The organism is Leptospiraceae bacterium (assembly GCA_024233835.1).
In the GTDB taxonomy this organism is placed as follows: Bacteria; Spirochaetota; Leptospiria; order Leptospirales; family Leptospiraceae; genus JACKPC01.
In genome coordinates, this window is sequence record JACKPC010000003.1 from 603,055 (window position 1) to 627,211 (window position 24,157).

Below are 24,157 nucleotides of genomic sequence, written 5' to 3' on the forward strand. Positions count from 1 at the left end.
TATGAAAACCTGGAATGTTTGGGAGTTTCTGGCGGGCCTCGGTATATTTTTACTGGGTATGTCACTTTTGCAGGATGCGATTAAGGCTTTATCCGGAAAGAGTCTGAAAAGATTAATTCGGATGTATACAAAAACAAGAATTCGTTCTATCCTGAGTGGCTTTGTGAGTACATCTATTTTGCAGAGTAGTTCGGCTTCCTCTCTTATGCTGGTGGCATTTGTCGGTGCCGGATTAATGGATCTGAGTAATGCGATAGGAGTGATCTTAGGTTCAAATATTGGTTCCACTATGACAAGCTGGATAGTTGCTACAATGGGATTTAAAGTAAAGTTAGAATCCTTTGCTATGCCTCTTGTCGGTCTTGGCGGAATCAGCTATGTGTTATTGGGTAAAAAAGAATTTTGGAAATACCTTTCCCTTTTATTTGTTGGATTTGGTTTTCTTTTTATGGGAATCGGTTATATGAAGTCAAGTGTGGATGTGTTGGCTTCAAAGTTTGATGTTAATTCCTTTAAATCGTATGGACTTTTTTCTTTTTTATTATTCGGCACTGTTTTAACAGCTCTTATACAGGCCAGCTCGGCTGCGATAGCGATTGTTCTTACGGCGCTTAACTCCGGAATTATAACTTTTGAAATGGCTATAGCTATTGTCATCGGTACAAATATAGGAACTACGGCAACTGTACTTCTCGGAACTATTGGAGGTACATCCAACCAAAAGAAGGTTGCTTTCAGTCATTTTTTCTTTAATATAATTACTGCTTTTATCAGCGTATTGTTATTGCCGGTTTATAGTTACCTAATACAGGATTTTTTACATCTCGGACAGGACCCGGTTATAGCCCTGGCTACGTTCCATAGTTTGTTTAATGTATTTGGTGTTTTACTTTTCTTTCCGTTCGTAAAACAGTTTGCATTATTTATAGAAAAGATTTCTCCAAAAGATAATAATCAATATGCAAATTTTCATTCCTTGATAGATACGGATATTCCGGAAGCAGCGATTCATGAGTTTAAAAAAGAAGTGAAAGCTTTTTTGGATCTCTGTATATATCATAATTTAAAAATTATGAGTCTTGAACCGGAGCTTATTATTAGTGATAAATCTCTTCAGGAAATCAATTTTGCTACAGGCAAGAAGATTGAAGATATTTATGAGGAACTCTTACTATACCAGGCTGAGCTTTATTCTTTATCCTCCCAGATTCAAAAGAAATCTTTAGAGGAATGGGATGCCGGGAATATGGAGCATCTCCTGCATAGTATCCGGGTAGCTATATTTTCTGCCAAAAACTTAAGAGACGTTACCCGCGATTTAGAAAACCTGGAAGCATCTGAAATAAAATATTTTAATGAACGTTATATAGAGTTTCGTAAGAAAATGTTAAGGTATTATACTTCTCTGTCTTCTCAATTAAATAAAAAGCTCTCAGAAGAATTTGTAGAAGCCGATTTTACAAAACTTCTTGATGAAGTTAATGAAGACGATAAGAAATTCTTACAGACTACCTTAAACTTCATCGCAGAATTCAATCCCGGCAGAAATGATATGTCGAGATTGATTGTGGTAAATCGTAGTTTTGTTACTTCTACAAGGGAAATCATTTCTGCAACACGGGAGTTTTCTCTTTTAAAGAATAAGGACTCGGTTTAGTACTTAAGTCTACTTCCGGATAGCAAATCATTTCTGAATTGCTTTTTCCGGGAGGAACTATTGGATATACTCCTTCTGTATCCGGAATTTCAAGTTCCATAAATATCGGACCATTTTTCTTTAAAAAGGTTTCATGCTCTTTAAAATTAGGATTATTAGAATAGGAATAGCTAATATAAGGAATTTGAAAACTTTCTGCTAATGATTGAAAATTCGGTATAAACATGAAGTCAGAAGCACTGTATCTTTTTTCATAAAATAATTCCTGTTGTTGTTTAACCATTCCTAATGAGCGATTATTTAAAAGAATTATTTTGATATTTAAGTTTAACTCCCGGATAAGAGCCAGTTCCTGGAGGTTCATGAGAATAGAACCATCTCCTGTAATACAGACAAGCGTTTTATGCGGATTTGCGAGGGCGGCTCCTATAGCAACAGGTAAGCCAAAGCCCATAGTGCCGAGTCCTCCACTTGTAAGAAGTGTATGTGGTTTCTCAAAAGCATAAAACTGTGCTGTCCACATCTGGTGCTTTCCAACATCGGTACTAATAATTGTATCCGAAGGAAAAATGGAATTTAAGTTTATAAAGAAGTTTCGTATATTCGGACTTGAATACGAAAGTGTATTCTTATAGTACATTAATTCATCCAACCAGGATTTTGTATTGGTTTTTAATGCTTCTTTTAGTATAGTATTTAAGAATAGCTTAATATCTGTATGAACTCCTAATTCGGGTTTGATGATTTTTCCTAATTCTTTCGGGCTAATATCTACATGAATAATTTTAGCATTTGGAGCAAAGCTCTTTACGTTTCCTGTTGCTCTATCATCAAAACGAACTCCGAAAGCTAAGATTAGATCAGAATTTTGAACCGCATAATTAGCTATGGGAAGTCCGTGCATTCCGAGCATTCCAAAAAAAAGTGGATCAATAGATGGAAAGGCACCGAGACCCATAAGGCTGGAAACAAGCGGTATCCGGTATTTTCTTGCAAACTGCATTAGGATTTCAGAAGCTTTTGCTGCCTGTATTCCTCCTCCGATATACAATAAAGGCTTTTTAGATTGATTGAATAAATTAATAAACTCACTTATTTCAGAGGTATTTACTGGTTTAGATTCAAACTTAAGTGTATCCTCAAAAACAAATTTTCTTTTCTCCATTTTTTGTAATTGAATATCTTTAGGAATATCAATTAAAATGGGACCCGGCTTACCCTTACGGGATAGGTGAAAAGCTTCTGGAAGAATATGGTATAAGTCTTCACTCGATTGGATGAAATACGTTTTTTTTGTGATAGGTTTTGCAATGGCAGAGGCATCAACTTCCTGGAAGGCATCCGTACCTTTCAAAGTACTGCTAACCTGTCCGCTGAAGATAAGCATGGGAATGGAATCCATATTCGCATCGGCTATAGCAGTTACCGCATTCGTGAAGCCCGGTCCGGATGTAACAAAGCAGATTCCGAGTTTATTAGAACTTCTGGAAATACCCTGGGCAATAAAACCTGCTCCCTGCTCGTGTCGTGCAAGTATATGCTGAATATTAGAGGAATATAAAGCATCGTATAGCGGTAAGTTGGCACCACCGGGTATGCCGCTGATATATTCGGTTTTGATTTCTTCTAAGAAGCGAATGATACATTCGGCTCCTGTTTCAAACTGGTTCATAAGATTCTCCTATCCAGGGAGAGAAAAGGAAACGTAGAATGCGGTGGGTGCTTCCCGTTTGCCTTTCGACACCCGGGAGCGTATATATTTGTCTCTCAGGTATCGTACATAACTACAAGGACTACTGTTAGAGAGACAGAGTTTAGTTTAAATGTAGTATGTCTTTTTCCTGAGAACATATTTACAGCTTTGCATTACAATTCGATAAAAGCAAGTAATTTTTATTCAGATCGATAATTATTTTAAAAAGCTATCCTGAAATAGTGAAGTCGACTATGAAAAACAAAAAAACCTGAGTAAAGTCCTTGACAGTTAATAAAATAGGTTATAATATTTAATTAGATATATATGATAATTATAAATAACTAATAAATATATTAGGAAGTGAATTATGATAAAAGAAATATTAAAAAATTATAATACCTCTGGTTTTTACGATGAAATGTTTATAGAAGATGGAAGAATTCATCCGCATTATAAACTTTTTAAAGAAAGATTAATACAGATGGGTTGGAAAAAACTTAATTCATTACAACATTCAACAGATAGGATTCAGCTATCTTTGGGAATGACTTTCAATGTCTATAGTGATTCTGAAGGAATAGAGAGAATTTTACATCTTGATATTATTCCGAGAATCATCAATAGTAAAGATTGGGATTTTTTAGAAAGAGGTTTAATGCAGCGAATCACAGCATTGAATCTTTTTATCAATGATATTTATAATGAACAAAAAATATTGAAAGATAAAATTATTCCTGAGGAACTAATATTTTCAAGCAAAACTTATTTAAAAGAGTGTCTGGGGCTACATCCCCCGCTAAATGTATGGACGCATATTACGGGAACTGACCTTATTCGAGGAGATGGAGGGCAGTTTTACGTTTTGGAGGATAATCTTAGATGTCCTTCCGGTGTTTCTTATATGTTAGAAAATCGTGAAATATTAAAAAGAACTTTTCCTGAATTATTCGAAAAGTTAAATGTTCGTCCGGTTTATAATTATACACATTACTTGAAAGATATGCTTCAATCACTTGTATCTTTTCATTCTCCTTCTATAGCCGTACTTACACCCGGTATATATAATTCTGCTTATTTTGAACATTCCTACTTGGCACAGCAAATGGGGGCAGAACTGGTAGAAGGACAGGATTTGATTGTAGACAATGATTATGTATATAAAATTACAACTCATGGACCGGAAAAAATAGATGTTATTTATAGAAGAGTCGATGATGATTTTCTGGATCCACTCGTTTTTAGGAAAGATTCGCTTTTAGGAGTTCCCGGTCTGTTCAAAGCCTACAAGAAAGGAAATGTAGTTCTTGTAAATGCACCCGGTACCGGTGTTGCAGATGACAAAGCTGTATATGCTTATATTGATAGAATTATCAAATATTATCTTGGAGAAGAAATTATTATTCCCAACGTAAGAACCTATATTTGTTCTGAAAAAGATGATTATAAATATGTATTGGAAAATATTGATAAATTGGTTATAAAACAAACAAATGCCTCCGGTGGTTATGGAATGCTAATAGGGCCGAAATCTACTAGAGACGAACAAGAAGAATTTGCCAAAAAAATTAAGCAAAATCCCAGGGATTATATAGCACAGCCTGTTATAAATCTTTCCAGAGTGCCTACTCTTTCTGAAAATACAATAGAAGGTCGGCATGTAGACCTGAGACCTTACATATTATTTGGGAAAGAAATTAAGATTATCCCCGGTGCATTAACTCGAGTTGCACTTAAAAAAGGTTCCCTTGTGGTAAATTCTTCTCAGGGAGGAGGGAGCAAAGATACCTGGGTGATTGACAATATATAAAGGAGTTTTTATGTTAAGTAGAGTAGCAAATGCAGTTTATTGGATGAATCGTTATATTGAAAGAGCTGAAAATTATGCAAGGTTTATGGATGTAAATTTTAATTTATCATTAGATCTTCCTCCTAACATTCCGGAACAATGGCAGCCTCTTGTAATTACAACCGGAGACTGGGCATTATTTGAATCCTTATACAATAAACCTGATAAGAATAATGTAATACACTTTCTCGCTTTTTCAGAAGAAAATCCGAGTTCTATATATAATTGTGTTCTTCAGGCCAGGGAAAATGCTCGAACTATTCGACCGGAAATTACAAAAGAAGTGTGGGAGCAAACAAATTATCTTTACTTTCTCGTGAAGGAAGGGCGCAAAAAAAAATTCTGGCAAAAGCAAGATCCCAGAAGTTTTTTTGTTGAAATAAAGAAAGGCTGTCAACTGTTGTATGGTATTTTTGATGCAACGATATCCAGAACAGAAGGATATCATTTTGGGAATATAGGAAAATTATTAGAAAGAGCTGATAAAACATCACGCATACTTGATGTAAAATACCATATTCTTCTTCCGGCACCTCAAGAGGTAGGTACGCCTCTGGATTTAATTCAGTGGGTCGCTTTATTAAAATCTGCGAGTGCTTATGATATGTATCAAAAAAAATATGGAAAGTTAAATGTTAGTAGTATTTCTGAATTCTTAATACTCGATAAAGAATTTCCAAGAGCAATGTTGCGATGTTTATTGATAGCAGAAAAATCTTTAAGTATGATTTCCAGAAATGCAAATAATAGTTATTTGAAAACATCGACAAAGAAATTGGGACTTCTTAAGTCGGAGTTAGAATATTCGGACATATCTGATATAATTAAAGTTGGTATACATGAGTATCTTGATAGATTTCAGCAGAAATTAAATCATATTTCTGAAGCTATTTACTCGGATTTCTTTTCCATTCAAAATATAATAAATAAAAACAAAGCATTATAAAATAAATGAATGGTACTAATTTTATATGCAATTTTTGAAAATAGTAGATCTTCGCTTCTAATTACTCAGCCAATGACAGACAATATCTGTTTAACGCAAAACCAGGGAAGTATGTAGCAGTGCAGTGCTTTACTCAATGAAACCTATGGGACAAACTTCTTCATCCAGTTCTTCGGTCGGAAAGTCCGGTACGCTTACAGTAAGTGTGACCCCGGGTCCAACAGATTATATTACTTTTTTTTCAGAAGAGGTCGCAAAATCTACTCTGATAGAAGTTGAAAGTAATAAAATAGTTTATGCTGGAAATTTATCTGTAGATATGTCTGTAAAATTAGAAAATGCTGATGCTTTTCAGAAGCATGTATCAAATCTTATTAAACCCGGTGTATTGGAAAGTTCTTTAGGAATGTCTATGTTAAAGGGAAGCTATAATTATGTAGGTATCTTAAAAAATATACTTAATGATGAGAATGCGAAGAAGGAATTTAAAGAGAAGGCTTCCCAAAAGGAGCTTAAAGATTCTACCTGGTTAGAAGATTTAAAATAATTTTCAAGTAGCTGAATTATCGTAAAGTAAGCGAATCAGGGAAGGTTCGCTTACTTTTTTGAGGAAATAGAAACTTGCGGTAAATCTAACTATTGTTGACTTAACCATTTTAAGGCTGATACATCATCATTAAATATTTTAACGGTTATTCCATTATTAGAATACTCTTCAATTAAAGGTTTCATCATTATTTTTCCCACTTCTTTATCCGGTAAAATTATCGCCCAGTATTTCCATCCGGCTTTTGTAACTCTTGGAGTCCAATGTTGCACTCCCCAATCAAGATCTTCTTTTTTGATTATGGGACTTTGTCTATCATCTGATAACCATTTTTTACAATTATGTTTAATAAAAAGATCAGCCCCTTTCGTTAGAACCCTTCTAAATGTACCATCATTAAGAAACTTATGGAATGAGTGGTGTATTACTTTTAATTCGGGATAAAAATATAAACTGGCTGATTCTTCATCAATGATTGTTTCTCGATTCATGCTTTGTCCTTGTGAAAATTATAGTTAACTAAGAAATTATGAAATTACAAAAATATATGAAACCTGTATAATGGGAAACATTTTTTAAATACGAAGTAGAGTTAGTTACGTTTTAGTGGACACTTACTCTTCAAAACTTCTACATCTTTTCACTATATGGGCACCGAGGCAAACCGGCAAAAGCACCTATTTTCGGTTGTTGGCCGATGAATTGGGAAAAATCAAAAATTTGTTCTTATCATCGACTAAGTCGAAGGAAGGTGTGGAGAGCATTGAGGGGGTAGCGATTCAAGTTTATCTTGTGCGTTATGATGAAGAGAAGGAATTTGGAATTCGATGATTGTGCATCCCCGCTCTAAAGAACGGGCTATAAGCCCTCATTCTTAATTTTTCATTCTTCCTTAATAATTACTTACTCTCCAAGGCCTCCACTCCTTCCCATTCCGGCGGGGACACCGTACTTAGCATAATAGAGAGAGCGTTTGTAATGAATTTGGCCGCTTTATGGGAAATATAAGACGAATGCGATATTACTACAAAAAAAGGAAAATCAAACTTGACAATACTTTCGATGAAAAAATAATCCAGAAAGGAGAAATAACATGCCTGCAACCCTTAATATTGGAGTAAATCAAATTATAGAGCTTATCTTACAATTACCAGAAGATGAAAAAAAAACTCTTTTCATGGAGTTAAATAAGTTTTCTGAATTACAATTGCTTTTTGAAGAGTTTCTCGTGTTAGGACAATCAATTCCTCTTTCCATGGATGATATAAGTAAAGAAGTAGAAAGTTATCGTCAGGAAAAATTTGTTTGAGAGTTGTAATTGATACCAACCTTTTTATTAGTTCACTTTTAGGAAAATATACTTCTGAAATTTTGAATGATATTACTCAAAAAAGATATGATTTGATTTTATCAGATAAACAACTTGATGAAATTATTGGAGTTCTAAAAAGGCCAAAGTTTAAAAAAATAATTCCTTATGAGAAAATTGAAAAATTAGAAATTCTACTCAAAAAAGTTAGTTTTTTTGTAGATGTTGAAGGAAACATCTCTGATTGTCGTGATCCAAAGGATAATTTTCTTTTAGAAATGGGAATAAATGCCAGAGCAGATTTCATCATTACCGGAGATGAAGATCTACTTGTTTTGAACCCTTATAAAAATATCAAAATTATAAAATATTCTGAATTTAAAGAAATTTTACCATTAATTGAATAAGTAAAAACTACACTGTAAGCCCTCTCCAACTATAAATATGGTGGCGTATCGAACTACGGCCCGGTGCGAACACAACGGACAAGTTCTTGGTAATATTTAACACCACCGGTACTTGCAAAACCGGTAGAGAATTGAACAACCCATGCACAGCAAGTGCGATCGGAATTTGTAGACCAATAAAAGGACGATACTGAATTTGGAAATAAATAATTTATTGTAGGTGAACTAAAATTATTACATTGCCCGCTAGTTGGTATTATTCTATCATTGCAATAAATGAGTGAGCTTAATTCATTTATTGATGGAACCCTCCAATCTGTTTTACCTGTAAAAGATAGAGAATCACAGGAAGAAAAAACTGAACCACTGGTGAGGCTTGTTCCATCATCACAGGAATTATCGTTTGATGTACAATATTGCAACCTGTTATTATCAGCCCCATAGTTGTCAGCACTACTACCGATTCCGGTGCAGTCGTTATTGCTTGAGTTCCAGACTTGACCCTGTGTACATTTCATCCAGACCAATGTGGTTCCAAGGAAAGCTCCAGCACCTTTAAATAAAACAGTACCATTGTTATTATCCCAAAAACAACCGGCTTCACTCCATGCTTCTGCTGAATAGCATTCTGCAGGAAGTTTATCAATTTCCTTAATAGGCAATGTGTATGTCTCTAAGGCATCAGCTTTTAAAATAATATTTATGGTATCATCATTAGTATTGTCATCTGGTTTTCCTAAAATGCTTATCTGGAAGCTTTGTTCCACTGTTGAATTTTCAGGTGTAAATATTAATGTTGATGGTATAATGGTAACTGTATTTCTATCACTGATAATACTAACACTTTGAGTGGTTGGAGACTTTAGTGATAACCGAATATAAATCGTACGCTCTGTATCCATACCTTCATGAACTTCTGTCGGAACATTACTCAAAGAAAATGTATTTACTACAGTGCCGGAAGCCTGTTCCTGATTGGTTACACTGTAGTTTACAATCCCCGAGCCATCCAACACAAAGGAGAGATTCGCTGTTTCCGAATCCGTATTACTATCCGTCACAGCAGTAAGAACCACATTCTGTTCCTTATCCCAATTGGTTTCATCAAAAGTCAGAACCACACGGGAAGAATCATTCACAGCAATAGCAGCATTATTGGAGTTTATGCTTAGCTCTCTGCTGAGGGTAATAGCTTTTGATAATTTTACTTGAATCGTAGCCGTTTTTCCTTCCTCTATCGAACTCGGAGTTCCCGTAATCACAGGAATCAGGTCATCCGAAACAGTCACCACCCTTGTAACTTCCGAAAAACCTTCCGCTTTGAAAGAAAGTGTAACCGACTCATTCACATTATTGCTGTCTATTCTCGTTGCTACAGTAATATACTGCTCCGATGAATAATTAGACCCATTAAACGAAATGGTATAGGTAGTAGCTCCGTTCAGAGTCAAAGCAGAGCTATTCGAAGAAATACTTACAGAGACTGTTCCTGCCGGTGCTTTTGACAGCTTTATTCCTACAGTAAAAGCCTGACCTTCTGCAACCGTATCAATCACCCCGCTTACCTCAATGGTATTGGCCGTATTCGACGCACTCAACTGACGGGACAAATCATCCAGTAAAGTAGCAAAAAAAGGCAAAGGCCCATCAAATGGATTTTTAAGCTTTGATTCCGGAGGTAAGAGATAACAACCCATTACAAATACCAGAATTAAATATAGAGTAAACACATTTCTTTTCATCTTTGTCTCTCAGTTTTTTATAAATTTCATTGAATTCTTAAAAACCTTCGGCTAGTCTAAAATTTTTTAAAAAAATTTAGTTTACCAAAAGTTTCCCTCCTTACGTTTGTACTTGCTGTGGAGGAAATTGTATTGGGAGTCAATCTCGGATACATAGCAAATTCCCAGAATCGAAAACCGTCCTGTTTTTCATAAACAGCAGCATCGTAGATATTCCATGCCCAGAAACTCATGAATAAATAGTAGGCAATATCTGTTTTAGACTCCTGTTTGATTAGTGCATCTTTTCGAGATTGCATGTCCAGGTAGGTGGGTAGAAGAAGGCTTCCCGGCAATACAAAACCGGAATCGTAGTTCTTTTGTAATTTATCCAATTGTAAGCGGTTACTTAAATAATAATATCCTAATACTGCACCCGTTGCCATATAAACATAGCCACGGTTCTTAGAGTCATCATGGTATTGTCCCCAGCCGGGAAGAACTGCCGAACGCCAGATATAAGGGATACGGGTTTTCTTGGGAATGCGCCTATCAGCAAGACTTTCTCCTTTTTCTGGTAGAACCGGAGTTATGGAAATGGCAAGGTCTCCGTAAGATTCTCCATAAATTTTGACATAGGGCTTTTGTTCTTTATTATTCTTTAAAGACCAGTCACGAACACTCTGTTGGACAAATAGTTTTAGTTCTCCAAAAGTAACCACACCATCTTTGTTAGAATCTGCCTGACCTTCAATACCATAGACTAAATGTTTGGTAAATACTCCAAAATCTGAATCCTCATCTTCATAGGAGTAATAGCCGGCCTTGGTGGAATAAAAAGTAGCCGCTAATTCTGCGGATTCAAATTGTTCCTGTCGCAAAGGATTTTGTTGCGTACTTTTACTTGTATAGATTTTATCCCGGCAAGCATCGAGGATTAGAAGAGATTTTTTGATACCCTTTTTTTGTAAACGAGAGACTATTTCATGAACTTTTAGAGATGAGTTAAATTTATGTTCTGCTAAAGTATCAACCGTTACCAGGTAACCGTTTTCATCATAATCAGAGATGCCATGCCCGGAGAAAAAAAATAAGACCATATCATCGCTTGTCGCAAAGTTTAAGACACTGTCCAGTTTGGCTAAAATGTTCAGGCGGGTAGGGTAAAGATTACGATTCTTTCCTTTATTATCAATATCATCAGTCATTAAGAAAACCTTTTCAAATTGTCCCTGGGCTTCCAGAAGTTTTGCCATGACAATTGCATCATTTCTGGCTTTCGAGAGATTGCTTATGGATATGTCTTCGTAGTTATTGATTCCGATTACGATTGCATACCGCTTACCGATATTATTCTCACTGAGTTCCTGTATCTTGAGGCCTTTTTTTCGAGCGTTATTATATTTTCTATGTGGGCGTTTTTCAAGGGATTTGCTGACTGCTTCCTCCTCTTCATTGGGAACCACCTTGCTCTTTTCTTTAGAATTCTCTTCAGGCTTTGCAGGATTATTTATTTTTTGGCCTTCGAGTTTTTCCACTTTGTCTTTTAAGGTCTGCATTTCTTCTCTCAGAAGTTGTAGTTCCGATTTCTGAGTGGTTTTATTTTTCTTGGGAGCGGCATAAGAAATAGAGAATATAAGGAAGAATATGAGAAATAGGGAATATGCTTTCATTTTCTTTTAAATAAAAATTCTAATATGGCAAGTAAAGATGCTGCAACAGCAATAAGGATGTATGATCATTACAATAACTCAGCTCCAGCTCTTTTGGTTTCTTCTATGGCTTCTGCTAAGAGGGCAGCAAAATCCAGTTCCAGTTGTGGAAGGAGGCTGTGGGTAAAAGGTCTGGCAAAGGAAACGGTATTGTATCCGGTTCTGTCTCTTTCGAAAACATAGTATTTCTGGTGATGCGGACAAACGACAAGGCCGATGTCGGCACCACCCGCCATCCAGTCTTCTGCCATTTTGGCTAAATCCTGCTTCAGGCTTTTCTTGTGAGAAACAACTTCGATACAAAGGGTGGGAGAGCCGGCACGAGAACTCATATCAAGAACGCGGTGAGCAAATTTTGTAAAGGCAATAAAGGAGACATCGGGAATGCGGTGCTTTTTTTTACCGTTTATTTCCAGGTCATGACCGGTAGAAGAATCGGTAACTTTACCCAATTTCATCTTTCTATTCCATATATATAATGTTCCCAGTATTGCTACGGTAAAAGTTCCGATAAAAAATGATGTTCCCATATTAATCAGGATTAAACCCTCTTCTCCTTCCAGTTTCAGGTTGTTATTGAGCCTATCCAGCTCAAAAAGTTCTTCTTCCCGCATTTTAAAGGGTAAATGGAGTTTGAAGAAATCCATTTGGGAAAAATGCAGTTCTCTTTCGTGGATGATTAAATTCGAATCCTTCAATTCTAAGTATAGGTCGGGATTATGGCTCTGAAAACCTGCCAGCACCTTTGCATCTAAGGTAATACTCAGTGGAAAGGTAAGTTTTATTGTAGCTGCAGTTCTGTTACCATTCATTATGACAACTCAGCTCCAGCTCTTTTGGTTTCTTCTATGGCTTCTGCTAAGAGGGCAGCAAAATCCAGTTCCAGTTGTGGAAGGAGGCTGTGGGTAAAAGGTCTGGCAAAGGAAACGGTATTGTATCCGGTTCTGTCTCTTTCGAAAACATAGTATTTCTGGTGATGCGGACAAACGACAAGGCCGATGTCGGCACCACCCGCCATCCAGTCTTCTGCCATTTTGGCTAAATCCTGCTTCAGGCTTTTCTTGTGAGAAACAACTTCGATACAAAGGGTGGGAGAGCCGGCACGAGAACTCATATCAAGAACGCGGTGAGCAAATTTTGTAAAGGCAATAAAGGAGACATCGGGAATGCGGTGCTTTTTTTTACCGTTTATTTCCAGGTCATGACCGGTAGAAGAATCGGTAACTTTACCCAATTTCATCTTTCTATTCCAATAGATTAGCGTTGCTCCAATTAAAAGTGTAAAAGTTCCGATAAAAAATGATGTTCCCATATTAATCAGGATTAAATCCTCTTCTCCTTCCAGTTTCAGGTTGTCATTGAGCCTATCCAGCTCAAAAAGTTCTTCTTCCCGCATTTTAAAGGGTAAATGGAGTTTGAAAAAATCCATTTGGGAAAAATGCAGTTCTCTTTCGCGGATGATTAAATTCGAATCCTTTAGTTCTAAGTATAGGTCGGGATTATGGCTCTGAAAACCTGCCAGCACCTCTGTATCGAGGGTAATGCTCGATGGAAAGGTAAGCTCTATTGTAGCTACAGTTCTGTTACCATTCATATATTTACCATTTAATCTAACAATTTATATCATGACAAGAATATTTAGTCCACTTCATTTTTTCAGGGAAGCAGGCGAGCCACCGGTGGTTTGTTTGCGTGAAACTTCCGGCTTTTTTTTTGTGGATACTCGAATAAAATCCTAAATAGTCTCAGTGTATAAAAACTCGCTTTTCGTGAAAAAGGCCTTAAAAATAATGTAACTTTATTCTTCAGGATAAATATGAAAGCTTCTAATTATATCATACCTACAACCAAAGAAGACCCTTCAGACGCGGTAGTGGCCTCCCATAAGTTAATGATTCGAGCCGGCCTTGCCCGAAAAGTGTCTTCCGGTCTTTATAGTTATCTTCCCCTCGGTTTACGTACTCTCAAGAAAATCGAGAATATCGTTCGGGAAGAGATGAATTCTGCATCAGCTCTTGAATTCGAGCTTCCCATTTTAACTCCGGCTGAACTCTGGGAACTGAGCGGTCGCTGGACGAAAATGGGAAAGGAAATGTTTCGTCAAAAAGACAGACACGAGCAGGATTATGCTCTCGGGCCCACACACGAAGAGACTTTTACCAGTCTCATGAAACCTATTTTAAAGTCCTATAAAGACCTTCCCCGGAATGTATACCAGATTCATACAAAATTTCGGGATGAAATTCGTCCTCGTTTTGGCGTGATTCGCTCCCGTGAATTTACGATGAAAGATGCTTATTCCTTTCACCTGGACGATGCCTGTCTGGATAAAACCTATCAGCAGATGAGACAGACCTATCGCAATATTTTCCACCGCTGCGGTCTGGAAACCATTCCCGTTCAGGCAGATTCAGGTGCCATGGGAGGTTCGGGTTCAGAAGAATTCATGGTGGTTTCTCCTATAGGAGAGGAAAGTCTGGCTATTTGTCCTTCCTGCGGGTATCGCAGTAATGTTGAAAAGACTCCGCTTCTAAGCGAGACAAAAAGCGGGCAACCCGAAGCCTCTTCTCCGGAAGTCGTGGATACTCCCGGTACCAAAACCATAGAAGAGGTAGCAAAATTTTTAGGAAAGACTCCGGCAGATACTATCAAAGCGGTTATGCTGAAGGGAGACGAAGAGAAAAACTTCATCCTTTTTATCCGGGGAGACAGAGAGGTGAACGAAGCCAAGTTAAAAAGCCTTACTGCCTGTACTGAACTCAGACCTCTTTCCACTAAGGAATGCGAAAAGCTTTCTTTAGTTCCGGGTTACACAGGTCCCGGAATCAAAGTTTCTGAGGATTTCATTGTTTATATAGATAACAGTATTCAGCCCGGAAAAGGCTATATAGCCGGTGCAAATGAAATAGATAAGCATGTGAAAAACTTTGTAATTTCAAGGGATTCTGTATTCAAGGATTACAAAGACTTCGCCCTGGTCATAGAAAATGATCCCTGTCCGGAGTGCAAAAAAGCTCTGAAAATCGAAAAGGGCATAGAAGTAGGCCATATCTTCAAACTCGGAAAGAAATATACCGAAGCCTTTGAATTTACCGTAAGCGATAAAAACGGTAGAAACGCGGTACCAACAATGGGCTGCTACGGAATCGGCGTGAACCGGACAATGGCTACTATTATTGAACAGGGTAATGATGAAAAAGGTATTATCTGGCCGATAAGCGTGGCACCTTTCGAGGTTTCTCTTGTAAGTATTTTGAAAAAAGAAGAAGAACTGAAGATTGTAGACGAAGTTTATGAGTTTTTACAGCAAAACGGGGTGGATGTCCTGTATGATGATAGGAATTTAAGTCCCGGTTTTAAACTCAGGGATTCCGAAATTATCGGTATTCCCATTCGTGTGGTTTTTGGGAAAAAGTTTTCTGAGTCCCAGGAATACGCCCTTGCTGTCCGCAGGGAAAATACTGAGAAAAATATCCCTTTTACGTCCAAAGAAGACCTTCTGAAGGAAATTCTAAAAGTAAGGCAGGAGCTTTACGCGGAACTGAGTGTTTAAGGAAGCACCTGATTTTTATGAAAGACGAAGAGTTTAACGAAGAAAATGGTTATTTTGGGGAGTTCGGGGGGCGTTATTCCCCGGAAGTCCTGACACCGGCTCTCAAGCAATTAGAAGCGGTTTATAAAAAGCATAGGAATAGTCCGAAATTCCTAAAAGAGCTGGAATATTATAATGTGAATTATATCGGTAGACCTTCTCTTTTGACTTTCGCGGAAAGACTTACCAAATCCTGGGATGGAGCCTATATCTGGCTTAAGCGAGAAGATTTAAACCATACCGGGGCCCATAAAATTAATAATACCATAGGACAGGGCCTTTTAGCGAGGGCCATGGGGAAAAAGCGAATTATCGCGGAAACCGGGGCCGGACAGCACGGTCTGGCTACGGCAACTGTAGGAGCACTTTTCGGTTTTGAAACTGTTGTTTACATGGGAGAAGAAGACCTGCGCCGCCAGAAGCTGAATGCAGAAAAAATTGAGCTTCTGGGTGCGAAAGTAGTGGGGGTGAGTGCGGGAACGGCCACTCTCAAGGATGCAACTTCGGAAGCTATGCGGGATTGGGCTTTAAATGTAGAATCAACCCATTATATTGTAGGTTCGGCCATTGGACCCCATCCTTTCCCGGTAATTGTCCGAGACTTTCAAAGTATTATTGGAAAAGAAACTAAACAGCAATTTAAAAAGCAGAATAAGAAATTACCTGATGCGGTAGTAGCCTGCGTGGGTGGTGGTTCCAATGCCATCGGGATGTTTTATGGTTTTTTAGAGGATAAGAAGGTGGCTCTATACGGGGTTGAAGCAGGGGGAAGGGGAACGAAACCCGGTGACCACTCGGCAACTATTACTACAGGAACGGTGGGTTATCTGCACGGAACCAAGACTCTTATTATCCAGGATGCAGAAGGTCAAATAGTTCCCGCACATTCGGTTTCCGCCGGTCTGGATTATCCCGGAGTCGGGCCGGAGCACGCCTATCTCTCGTCTATAGGTCGGGTGCAGTATTCGAGTGTGGATGATGCTCAGGCTCTCGAAGCCTTTTTGGAAGCAACAAGAACCGAAGGAATTATCCCGGCTCTGGAATCTTCCCATGCTTTCGCAAAGGCAAAAACTCTCGCAAAAGAACTCGGGAAAAACAAGGATATTGTTATCTGTCTATCCGGTAGGGGAGACAAGGATGTGGAAGAAGTGCTCAGACTTATGGAGAAGAAATAGTTGGGAAGTTTATTGGATTGTTTTTCAGAACAAAGCCCTAAGTCAAAATTCATCGCCTATATTTCTCTGGGTGATCCAACCTATGAACTCAGTGTGGAATGGGCCAAGTCCATTATCGAGGGAGGAGCGGACATTCTGGAGCTGGGAATTCCTTTTACCGACCCGGTCGCCGATGGACCGGTTATACAGGCATCTTATAAGAGAGCCTTGAAGAATCCCTTTTCTGTAGAAAAGGTACTCAACACTACCGATAAAATTCACCAGAATCATCCGAATACTCCTCTCGTTTATCTTACTTATTTCAACCCGGTAAGTCATTACGGAATCGAAAAGTTTTTTGAAAGAGCTTATGCTTCCGGTATTCGGGGCCTGGTTATACCGGATATTCCCTTTGATTCGAAGGATTCTTCTACGGTATTTGCAGCCGCTGAGAAATATAAAGTTGATATCATTCAATTAGTCACCCCGGCTACGACTACAGCCAGGATGAAACAGGCAAAAAAGTTTGCCTCGGGTTTTATATACTATGTAACCTCTTTTGGAGTCACCGGTACGAGAAATTCACTTCCTGAAAATTTACGTGAACGGATAGAGCTGGTGAAGTCTACTATGCAAATTCCGGTTTGTGCCGGTTTTGGAATTTCCAGACCGGAACAGGCCAGGGAAATTTCTCAATATGCAGATGGAATTATAATTGGATCCGCGATACAAAAAATAATAGAAGAGTTTTCGAATGTACCGGATGAGTGTAATAAACGCTTAAATCATTATATACGGGAAATACGGAATAGCATTCCCTGAGATAAAGGAGTCTTATATGCAAGAAAACAACAAATTAAAAATACGACATTATATTTGGATTGTTATAAATATTCTTTCCCTGGCTGCTATGAGTTATATTGTAAACTTGGGTTATGATATAGATAATCGTACCAAGTTTATCCTTCTTTGTTTTGGCTTGCTTTTTTCTGTAAGTGCTTATTTTGTTTTTCGGGCTATTACTCACGTAGCAAAGAAAATGCAAATCAGTGGCGGACTCTGGATTTCTTTTGTCATTACTGTTCTAATGATAGCGGTTTCTAATTCATCTGAACCTTTTCATAATCTCGAAGAAAACTCTATATCCTGGAGATTTTACTATTCTAAGAATGAAGATGGGCGAAGGGTTCGTACCAATGACAAGGGAGAAGTGCAGTATACGGTTTACAATCCTCCGGCTGAAGCCAGAAGCGATATACAAATCATTGGTTTGACAACTGAGTCTATAGAAAACCTGAGCGGTAAATGGCCGATTCCCTGGAAATATTACATGAACATCATTGATGTATTCAGTAAGACAGACAATGCGGTTTTGATGTTTGACGTTTTCTTTCTGGATGAAAAACCGGAGCAGGTGGACTTAGAAGCTGCTATTCGAAGAAATAAGGAGGTCTATGTCGACTTTCCAATGTATTCTTCTTCGGAAATAAAAGAGGAAATCAAGCATTATGATGAGCGTTTGAAGGAGTATCAGAAGTTTCGCTTAAAGAATGTCGTTGATCCGGGTAATCGTGGAAAAGTTTTTGTACGTTTTCCGCACCTTCCTATAGGTCCTGTCATGAGAAGTGTAGCGGGAGCCGGGTTTGCGAATATTTTAAAAGAAACCACTAACATTAACCGTACCATGCCCCTGTATGCTAAAATTCCGGTAGAAAATGGTTTTGAATATTATCCTTCTATAGACCTTTTAGTTGCCTGCGGATATTATGATGTAGATGTGGTGAAAGATACAGAAATTGTAGTTGGGAAATATGTGAAGATTAAGAATATCCCGAATAAAAAAATAGAAACTTTCAATATGAAAACTTTACAGGTCGAAAGCAAGGATATAATGACTCGACCGAATCCGGAAAGAACGATTACCATTCCTATAGATGATTACGGTAGAATGCAGATTAATTTTGCTGGTGGGCGTAATAGTTTTCGAGTACATCATTTTCATGAAGTAGCTAAAGACTGGGATACCGAAACTCCGATTAACAACCGCATGGAGAATACAATTTTTTTAGTCGCCATGTACTATGCAACCGGACTGGATACAGCGAAAGACCAGCACTATTCTCCTTTTGGAGAAATCTCCGGAGTTGAACACCACGCTCATACTTTAAATACGATTCTTAACCAGGACTTTCTCTTTTCTACCAAGTTCTATACGAATGTTCTAATTTATCTATGTATGGGACTTTTTATAGGCCTTGTTCAGCCACGCTTGAAAACCTGGTTTGCTTTTATATTCATCAATCTTCTGGTACTCGGTTTTGTAGGGTTTGCTTTCTATAGTTTTAAAAATATGCATTTGATTATCCCATTTCCGACTGTAGTTCTGGAACAGATTCTGATTTTTGTGAGTTTAATTGGTTTTAAAATCTTCGGAGAAGAGGCCAATGTAAAATATATTAAAAATACTTTCTCCAAATTTGTTTCTTCGGATGTGGTAGATGAACTTCTAAAAGATCCTTCTAAAATAGCTTTGGGAGGTTCCAAGAAAGAAATCACTATTTTCTTCTCCGACATTCGTGGCTTTACTACCATTTCCGAATCCTTAGGTCCGGAACAGCTTGTAAGTCTCTTGAATGAGTATTTGTCGGCCATGACAGAAATTGTCCTTGCATATAAGGGAACTATCGATAAGTATATGGGAGATGCAATCATGGCCTTCTGGGGAGCACCTATGCAGTTAGAGGATCACGCCTATTATGCCTGTGTGACAGCTCTGTACCAAATGGAACATTTAAAGAAAATGCAGGAAGATTGGAAAACGAGAGGCTTACCTTCTATTGATATAGGAATTGGCTTAAATACCGGTCTGGCTGTTGTGGGTAATATGGGAAGTGCTCACAGAATGGAATATACCTGTATGGGAGATACAATAAATCTCGGATCCAGATTGGAAGGATCCAATAAAATGTATGCAACGAATATTATTATATCTGAATATACGTATGAAAAGGTTAAAGATAGAGTTTATGCAAGAGAATTAGATCTTGTAAAAGTTAAAGGGAAGAATTTTCCTGTGCGAATTTATGAGCTGATTGGTTTAGTTGATGACAAGGATTATGAAAAGATGAAGAGGCATTTAAAGTTACAATAATTTTATTAATGCCGGGAAAAATATAATGAACGAATATAAGTATCTTAACAATATTCAGTTTCCCGAAGATTTGAGAAAATATGAGGTAAAGGAACTTCCCGAAATTTGTCGAGAAGTTCGTGAATACATCATTGATACTCTTTCAGGAGTGGGAGGGCATTTTGCCAGTAACCTCGGAGCTGTAGAGTTAACTGTAGCTTTGCACTATGTCTATAATACTCCGAGGGATAGACTTATCTGGGATGTAGGACACCAGACGTATCCGCATAAAATATTAACCGGAAGAAGAGAAAAGTTAAAGACTGTCAGAAAATATGGGGGGATTTCCGGTTTTCCAAAACGGGAAGAATCCGAATACGATCTGTACAATACAGGACACGCCGGTACTTCCATTTCCCAGCTTATAGGAGAAGCCATTGCAAGAGATATGGTTGGCGAAGACTATAAATGTGTGGCTATAATAGGTGATGCTTCTATGGCGACCGGTATGGCACTGGAAGCTATGAATCACTGCGGTCATGTTAAGCCGAGTTGTCTGGTTTTACTCAATGACAACTTCATGTCTATCTCTAAAAATGTGGGTTCTATTTCAAATTATTTAAATAATATTATTAGCTCCAGAAGATATAACCGCTGGAAGAAATCTTTTTATACTTTCATAAAATGGCTTCCAATTATCGGTCCGGCCCTGGCCAGCTTTTCAAAGCGGGTGGAGAGAGGCCTAAAAGACATGATGACACCACCGGGTGGACTTTTTGAAGACCTCGGATTCAACTACATAGGTCCTATTGATGGTCATGATGTAGTCAAGATGGTGGACATTCTGAACGAGTTAAAAAATAGGGAAGGCCCGGTTCTTCTCCATATCATTACCCAGAAAGGCAAGGGCTACAAGCCGGCAGAAAATGACCCGATAAAATACCATGGTGTGACTCCATTTAACAAGCTGGATGGAAGCATGCAAAAGAAAGGGGATGAAATCGGTTTTAGTAATATCATCGGGGAATGTCTGATTCGTCTCACAGAAAAGAATCAGCGGGTGGTTGCAATTACACCGGCGATGATAGAGGGAAGCGGTTTGAAAGAATACCATACTCGTTTTCCGAAACACGTTCACGATGTGGGTATTGCCGAACAACATTCGGTAGCCTATGCAGGTGCTTTACTCGGAGGGGGAATTATTCCCTATATGTGTATTTATTCTACTTTCCTGACAAGAGCTATTGATCAGGTTGTTCATGATGTATCGTTGATGAATTTACCTGTGCGCTTTGTTATTGACCGGGCCGGTTGTGTGGGGCCCGATGGAGAAACACATCAGGGTCTTTCGGATATTTCTTACCTTGCTTCTCTTCCAAATATGTCTATAATTGCCCCTTCTTCCGGACAGGATTTGATTGATGCCATGTTTTATATGGAAACCTATAACGAGGGGCCGATAGCGATTCGTTTTCCTAAAGATTCGGCAAGTCCGTCCAGCCTGAATTTTACGAATCCCCGACCGATTCAAAAGCCGACATCGAGGTTACTGAAAGAGGGTTCGGATGTACTTCTGATTTCGGTAGGTTCCATGCTGGATGTAGCGAAAAAGGTAGCAGAAAAACTGGAAGCAAGTTCAATTAAAGCGGGAATTCTTGATCTTTTTTGGATACGCCCTCTCGATATGACGACCATAAAGCAGGCTCTGGACAAAACCCGGCATTTTGTGATTCTGGATGAGAGCTATCTGGATGGAGGAGTTACTGGCTTTTTCTTAACTCGTCTTGATGCGGCTTATCTGGCGAAATATCTAAAAACCTTTGCTTTTCCCCAGGAAATAATCGTTCACGGTGACAGGGATAATATCTTTAAACACTATGGAATTGATGCAGATTCCATTTCCGGGTTTTTACTGAATTATTTAAAGCCAAAAATGGTCAATTTAAAAGAAGCCAGTGGTTCATGATGAGAAAGTTCAGGGTATATGCTAAAATATTTCATTGTAAATAAACACTTTTAAAATTATACGGTTAGAAAACGAAGACATAAGGACTCAAAATGGCAAATAAACTACTGGATTTTACCATTGATGAAACCGCACAGGGGATAATTGACCTGGCTCGTGATGTTTGTATTAAAGAAGTGGTTCCTCAAAGGGAACATTTGGATGAGCACGAAAAGTTCCCTCACGAGATATTTAAAAAGTTCACTGAAGCCGGCTTGTTTGGCGTGATGTTTGAAGAGGAATATGGTGGACTTGGTGCCGGTGGTTTTGTCAGTTCCCTTCTGGCTGAAACAGTTTCCGAATATTGTTTGGGTGTTTTTACAGCCATGTTTGCAAATAAATTAGGAGCTTTACCTATTGAATTTGGAGCTACTAAAGAGCAGAAGTTAAAATACTTACCTAAACTAGCTTCCGGAGAGCATCTGGCAGCTTTTGGTTTGACTGAACCGGGTGCCGGTTCTGATGTTCCATCTCTCAGTACTGTGGCAGAGAAAAAGGGAGATCGTTATATTCTGAATGGAACCAAGCAGTGGATTTCCAATGCAGGCGTGGCAGATGTTTATACTATTTTTGCAATGACTGACAAGAAAAGAGGAACCCGTGGAATCTCCTGCTTCATCGTGGAAAAAGATACTCCGGGACTTTCTTTTGGTAAATTAGAAAATAAATTGGGGATCCGTTGTTCTCATACCCGTCAGGTAATTATGGAAAACATGGAAGTTCCGGCAGAAAATCTCGTTGGTTTAAAAGAAAACCAGGGATTTATTCATGCGATTAAAACCTTAAATGCTTCCAGGCCAATCATTGCTTCTTCGGCTGTGGGTCTGGCTATAGGTGCTTATAAAGAAGCCGCCAAGTATGCAAGACAAAGAGAACAGTTTGGCAAGAAAGTCATTAACTTTCAGGTTATTAACCACATGTTGGCTGATATGCTGGTGAAAATAGAAGCAGGTAGAGGACTTTCATATAAGGCTGCTAAGTATGCAGAAGTTCTTCACCCGGAAGCCGCCAAGTTTTCTGCTATTGCTAAGTATTATTGTTCTGAAATTGCAATGCAGGTAGCTACGGATGCCGTACAGGTTCATGGTGGATATGGTTTTACAAAAGAATATCCTGTAGAGAAAATGTTCCGCGATGCGAAGATTCTTTCTATTTATGAAGGAACCAGTCAAATTCAGAAGAATGAAATCGGGACCTATATTATAAAAGAAGCTGCGGAATTTAAGTAAGTTTTTTAAATAACGTATAAACTATATACTTCATAGAGCAAGCGGGTTTGTTCCGCTTGCTTTTTTTATGCCCGGTTGTAAATCCATAAGCTTAAGAGGATAATATAGACTAGCTCTAATATAATACACATAAAAAACCAGGCAGCTCCTTCTCCGAAAAGAACTTTGACAAGCGCGTAAAATCCCGGAAATAATGAGAATACGCCAAAAGGAATATACATCCAGAATTGTGTAGCTTTTTTAATAAAAAACTTAAAGCTTATAAATAGACCCAGAGAACCCAGGCCTCCGAAAAGAAGAAAAGAAATAATCAATAAAAACAAGAAAATACCGGGACCGACCGCTCCGGAGGTACTCATGCTTTGAGCAAAAAGAATCATAGATTCTCCTTATGTTTGATTTATCGAATATTCTTTATATCTAAAATTCTACAAGTACTTTCACGTTTCGAAATCTTTTTATTCGTATATCATTTTTTTTGTCATACCTCCGTCGATGATTAGGTTGGTTCCTGTGATAAAACCGGCTTCTTTAGAACTTAAGTATAGGCAGGCGGATACAATGTCATCCGGGTAACCGACTCTTCCGGCAAAGTGTTGTTTATGCTCGCTATCCTTCAAATCTTTATAGTTTTTTGTTTCTATCCAGCCGGGACTGATACAGTTGACCCGGATTTGTTTATGAGAAAGAGAAGCCGCCAGGGCATGGGTAAGGGAGAGAAGTCCTCCTTTAGAAGCGGCATAGGCTTCGCTATTTTCTTCTGACATAAAAGCCCTGGTAGAAGAAATATTAATTATCGATGCACCCGGCCGCATTAGTTTTGCGGATTCTCTGGCCAATAAAAAAGCAGCTCTAAGGTTTGTGTTGATGACGCTATCCCATTCTTCTATGGAGAGTTCGAAGGGAGACTTCCAGATCCCAAAACCTGCATTGTTAATAAGAATGGAAAATTCCTTATATTCCTGTTTTAGAATATGGAATAAATCAGTAATTTCTTCTGCCTTACTGATGTCGCAATAAAAAAAGCTAGCCTTTTTATCTTTGGATTTTAATTCTTCCGCTAAAATGTTTCCATTTTCTTTGTCTTTATCAATTAGGATAAGATTCGCATGGGTTTCACTGTAGCCAAGAGCTAAAGCTTTGCCGATTCCATTGGCAGCACCGGTAATGATTACATTGAGGTTTTTTTCCATAATGTAGAATCGT

At 38.2% G+C, this 24,157-nt stretch carries 20 protein-coding genes; 12 read left to right on the top strand and 8 right to left on the bottom strand.

Annotated features, from left to right (window positions below; translation table 11 throughout):
- Window position 1 precedes the first annotated feature (1 nt).
- Window positions 2-1,657 carry a Na/Pi cotransporter family protein gene (locus H7A25_16975; GenBank protein MCP5501598.1) on the top strand — a complete coding sequence of 552 codons (1,656 nt, stop codon included), beginning with the start codon at window positions 2-4 and terminating at the stop codon, window positions 1,655-1,657.
- On the opposite strand, the gene ilvB is transcribed toward H7A25_16975, so the two are convergent.
- Window positions 1,605-3,329 carry a biosynthetic-type acetolactate synthase large subunit gene (ilvB, locus tag H7A25_16980; GenBank protein MCP5501599.1) on the bottom strand — a complete coding sequence of 575 codons (1,725 nt, stop codon included), beginning with the start codon at window positions 3,327-3,329 and terminating at the stop codon, window positions 1,605-1,607. The two genes, H7A25_16975 and ilvB, sit on opposite strands and share 53 nt — an antisense overlap.
- Before the next feature lie 391 nt (window positions 3,330-3,720).
- Here ilvB and H7A25_16985 point away from each other — a divergent pair, with 391 nt between their 5' ends.
- The 3 genes from H7A25_16985 (at window position 3,721) to H7A25_16995 (ending at window position 6,692) form a co-directional block, all read left to right on the top strand.
- Window positions 3,721-5,160: a circularly permuted type 2 ATP-grasp protein gene (locus H7A25_16985; protein MCP5501600.1), complete on the top strand. Its 1,440-nt coding sequence runs from the start codon at window positions 3,721-3,723 to the stop codon at window positions 5,158-5,160.
- A gap of 10 nt (window positions 5,161-5,170) precedes the next feature.
- Window positions 5,171-6,145 carry an alpha-E domain-containing protein gene (locus H7A25_16990; GenBank protein ID MCP5501601.1) on the top strand — a complete coding sequence of 325 codons (975 nt, stop codon included), beginning with the start codon at window positions 5,171-5,173 and terminating at the stop codon, window positions 6,143-6,145.
- 136 nt (window positions 6,146-6,281) lie between these two features.
- Window positions 6,282-6,692 carry a hypothetical protein gene (locus tag H7A25_16995; GenBank protein ID MCP5501602.1) on the top strand — a complete coding sequence of 137 codons (411 nt, stop codon included), beginning with the start codon at window positions 6,282-6,284 and terminating at the stop codon, window positions 6,690-6,692.
- An 89-nt stretch (window positions 6,693-6,781) separates the two neighbouring features.
- Here the strand turns inward: H7A25_16995 and H7A25_17000 are convergent, their stop codons facing one another.
- Window positions 6,782-7,183: a hypothetical protein gene (locus tag H7A25_17000; GenBank protein MCP5501603.1), complete on the bottom strand. Its 402-nt coding sequence runs from the start codon at window positions 7,181-7,183 to the stop codon at window positions 6,782-6,784.
- Between the two features lie 602 nt (window positions 7,184-7,785).
- Between H7A25_17000 and H7A25_17005 the strand changes: the two genes are divergently transcribed.
- Both H7A25_17005 and H7A25_17010 read left to right on the top strand, forming a co-directional pair.
- A complete protein-coding gene (locus H7A25_17005; GenBank protein MCP5501604.1) occupies window positions 7,786-8,001 on the top strand; it encodes a hypothetical protein in 216 nt (71 codons plus the stop codon).
- Complete coding sequence (locus H7A25_17010) at window positions 7,998-8,408, top strand: putative toxin-antitoxin system toxin component, PIN family (GenBank protein ID MCP5501605.1); 411 nt, start codon at window positions 7,998-8,000, stop codon at window positions 8,406-8,408. Before H7A25_17005 ends, H7A25_17010 begins: the two co-directional genes overlap by 4 nt.
- 53 nt (window positions 8,409-8,461) lie before the next feature.
- On the opposite strand, the gene H7A25_17015 is transcribed toward H7A25_17010, so the two are convergent.
- The 4 genes from H7A25_17015 to H7A25_17030 form a co-directional block, all read right to left on the bottom strand.
- Window positions 8,462-10,150, bottom strand: coding sequence for a DUF1566 domain-containing protein (locus tag H7A25_17015; protein MCP5501606.1), 1,689 nt, complete (start codon window positions 10,148-10,150; stop codon window positions 8,462-8,464).
- A gap of 56 nt (window positions 10,151-10,206) precedes the next feature.
- Window positions 10,207-11,802, bottom strand: coding sequence for a caspase family protein (locus H7A25_17020; protein MCP5501607.1), 1,596 nt, complete (start codon window positions 11,800-11,802; stop codon window positions 10,207-10,209).
- Window positions 11,803-11,870: 68 nt separating this feature from the next.
- Complete coding sequence (locus tag H7A25_17025) at window positions 11,871-12,653, bottom strand: Uma2 family endonuclease (protein MCP5501608.1); 783 nt, start codon at window positions 12,651-12,653, stop codon at window positions 11,871-11,873.
- Window positions 12,653-13,435 (bottom strand): Uma2 family endonuclease, encoded by a 783-nt coding sequence (locus H7A25_17030; protein MCP5501609.1) that lies wholly within the window; start codon window positions 13,433-13,435, stop codon window positions 12,653-12,655. The genes H7A25_17025 and H7A25_17030 overlap by 1 nt, the downstream gene beginning before the upstream one ends.
- A 222-nt stretch (window positions 13,436-13,657) precedes the next feature.
- On the opposite strand from H7A25_17030, the gene H7A25_17035 reads away from it, so the two are divergent.
- From H7A25_17035 to H7A25_17060, 6 genes are all read left to right on the top strand, one after another.
- Window positions 13,658-15,394 carry a proline--tRNA ligase gene (locus tag H7A25_17035; protein ID MCP5501610.1) on the top strand — a complete coding sequence of 579 codons (1,737 nt, stop codon included), beginning with the start codon at window positions 13,658-13,660 and terminating at the stop codon, window positions 15,392-15,394.
- Window positions 15,395-15,411: 17 nt separating this feature from the next.
- Window positions 15,412-16,608 (top strand): tryptophan synthase subunit beta, encoded by a 1,197-nt coding sequence (gene trpB / locus H7A25_17040; protein MCP5501611.1) that lies wholly within the window; start codon window positions 15,412-15,414, stop codon window positions 16,606-16,608.
- Window positions 16,609-17,409: a tryptophan synthase subunit alpha gene (locus H7A25_17045; GenBank protein ID MCP5501612.1), complete on the top strand. Its 801-nt coding sequence runs from the start codon at window positions 16,609-16,611 to the stop codon at window positions 17,407-17,409. It begins immediately after the preceding gene.
- Window positions 17,410-17,626: 217 nt separating this feature from the next.
- Window positions 17,627-19,738: an adenylate/guanylate cyclase domain-containing protein gene (locus tag H7A25_17050; protein ID MCP5501613.1), complete on the top strand. Its 2,112-nt coding sequence runs from the start codon at window positions 17,627-17,629 to the stop codon at window positions 19,736-19,738.
- A 25-nt stretch (window positions 19,739-19,763) separates the two neighbouring features.
- On the top strand, window positions 19,764-21,683 hold the full coding sequence (locus tag H7A25_17055; GenBank protein ID MCP5501614.1) for a 1-deoxy-D-xylulose-5-phosphate synthase: 1,920 nt from the start codon (window positions 19,764-19,766) through the stop codon (window positions 21,681-21,683).
- Between the two features lie 92 nt (window positions 21,684-21,775).
- Window positions 21,776-22,951, top strand: coding sequence for an acyl-CoA dehydrogenase family protein (locus tag H7A25_17060; GenBank protein ID MCP5501615.1), 1,176 nt, complete (start codon window positions 21,776-21,778; stop codon window positions 22,949-22,951).
- Between the two features lie 65 nt (window positions 22,952-23,016).
- On the opposite strand, the gene H7A25_17065 is transcribed toward H7A25_17060, so the two are convergent.
- Window positions 23,017-23,331, bottom strand: a complete 315-nt coding sequence (locus H7A25_17065; GenBank protein ID MCP5501616.1) for a hypothetical protein — start codon at window positions 23,329-23,331, stop codon at window positions 23,017-23,019.
- A gap of 78 nt (window positions 23,332-23,409) precedes the next feature.
- Window positions 23,410-24,144: an SDR family oxidoreductase gene (locus H7A25_17070; protein ID MCP5501617.1), complete on the bottom strand. Its 735-nt coding sequence runs from the start codon at window positions 24,142-24,144 to the stop codon at window positions 23,410-23,412.
- Between the last annotated feature and the right edge of the window lie 13 nt (window positions 24,145-24,157).

Coding starts and splice junctions, on each gene's coding strand:
- H7A25_17025 (MCP5501608.1), bottom strand. CDS start 12,653: ATGAATGGTAACAGAACTGCAGCTACAATAAAACTTACCTTTCCACTG.
- H7A25_17030 (MCP5501609.1), bottom strand. CDS start 13,435: ATGAATGGTAACAGAACTGTAGCTACAATAGAGCTTACCTTTCCATCG.
- H7A25_16975 (MCP5501598.1), top strand. CDS start 2: ATGAAAACCTGGAATGTTTGGGAGTTTCTGGCGGGCCTCGGTATATTT.
- H7A25_16995 (MCP5501602.1), top strand. CDS start 6,282: ATGAAACCTATGGGACAAACTTCTTCATCCAGTTCTTCGGTCGGAAAG.
- H7A25_17035 (MCP5501610.1), top strand. CDS start 13,658: ATGAAAGCTTCTAATTATATCATACCTACAACCAAAGAAGACCCTTCA.
- H7A25_17020 (MCP5501607.1), bottom strand. CDS start 11,802: ATGAAAGCATATTCCCTATTTCTCATATTCTTCCTTATATTCTCTATT.
- H7A25_17050 (MCP5501613.1), top strand. CDS start 17,627: ATGCAAATCAGTGGCGGACTCTGGATTTCTTTTGTCATTACTGTTCTA.
- H7A25_17070 (MCP5501617.1), bottom strand. CDS start 24,144: ATGGAAAAAAACCTCAATGTAATCATTACCGGTGCTGCCAATGGAATC.
- trpB (MCP5501611.1), top strand. CDS start 15,412: ATGAAAGACGAAGAGTTTAACGAAGAAAATGGTTATTTTGGGGAGTTC.
- H7A25_17060 (MCP5501615.1), top strand. CDS start 21,776: ATGGCAAATAAACTACTGGATTTTACCATTGATGAAACCGCACAGGGG.
- H7A25_17065 (MCP5501616.1), bottom strand. CDS start 23,331: ATGATTCTTTTTGCTCAAAGCATGAGTACCTCCGGAGCGGTCGGTCCC.
- H7A25_17015 (MCP5501606.1), bottom strand. CDS start 10,150: ATGAAAAGAAATGTGTTTACTCTATATTTAATTCTGGTATTTGTAATG.
- ilvB (MCP5501599.1), bottom strand. CDS start 3,329: ATGAACCAGTTTGAAACAGGAGCCGAATGTATCATTCGCTTCTTAGAA.
- H7A25_17055 (MCP5501614.1), top strand. CDS start 19,764: ATGAACGAATATAAGTATCTTAACAATATTCAGTTTCCCGAAGATTTG.
- H7A25_16990 (MCP5501601.1), top strand. CDS start 5,171: ATGTTAAGTAGAGTAGCAAATGCAGTTTATTGGATGAATCGTTATATT.
- H7A25_17000 (MCP5501603.1), bottom strand. CDS start 7,183: ATGAATCGAGAAACAATCATTGATGAAGAATCAGCCAGTTTATATTTT.
- H7A25_17005 (MCP5501604.1), top strand. CDS start 7,786: ATGCCTGCAACCCTTAATATTGGAGTAAATCAAATTATAGAGCTTATC.
- H7A25_16985 (MCP5501600.1), top strand. CDS start 3,721: ATGATAAAAGAAATATTAAAAAATTATAATACCTCTGGTTTTTACGAT.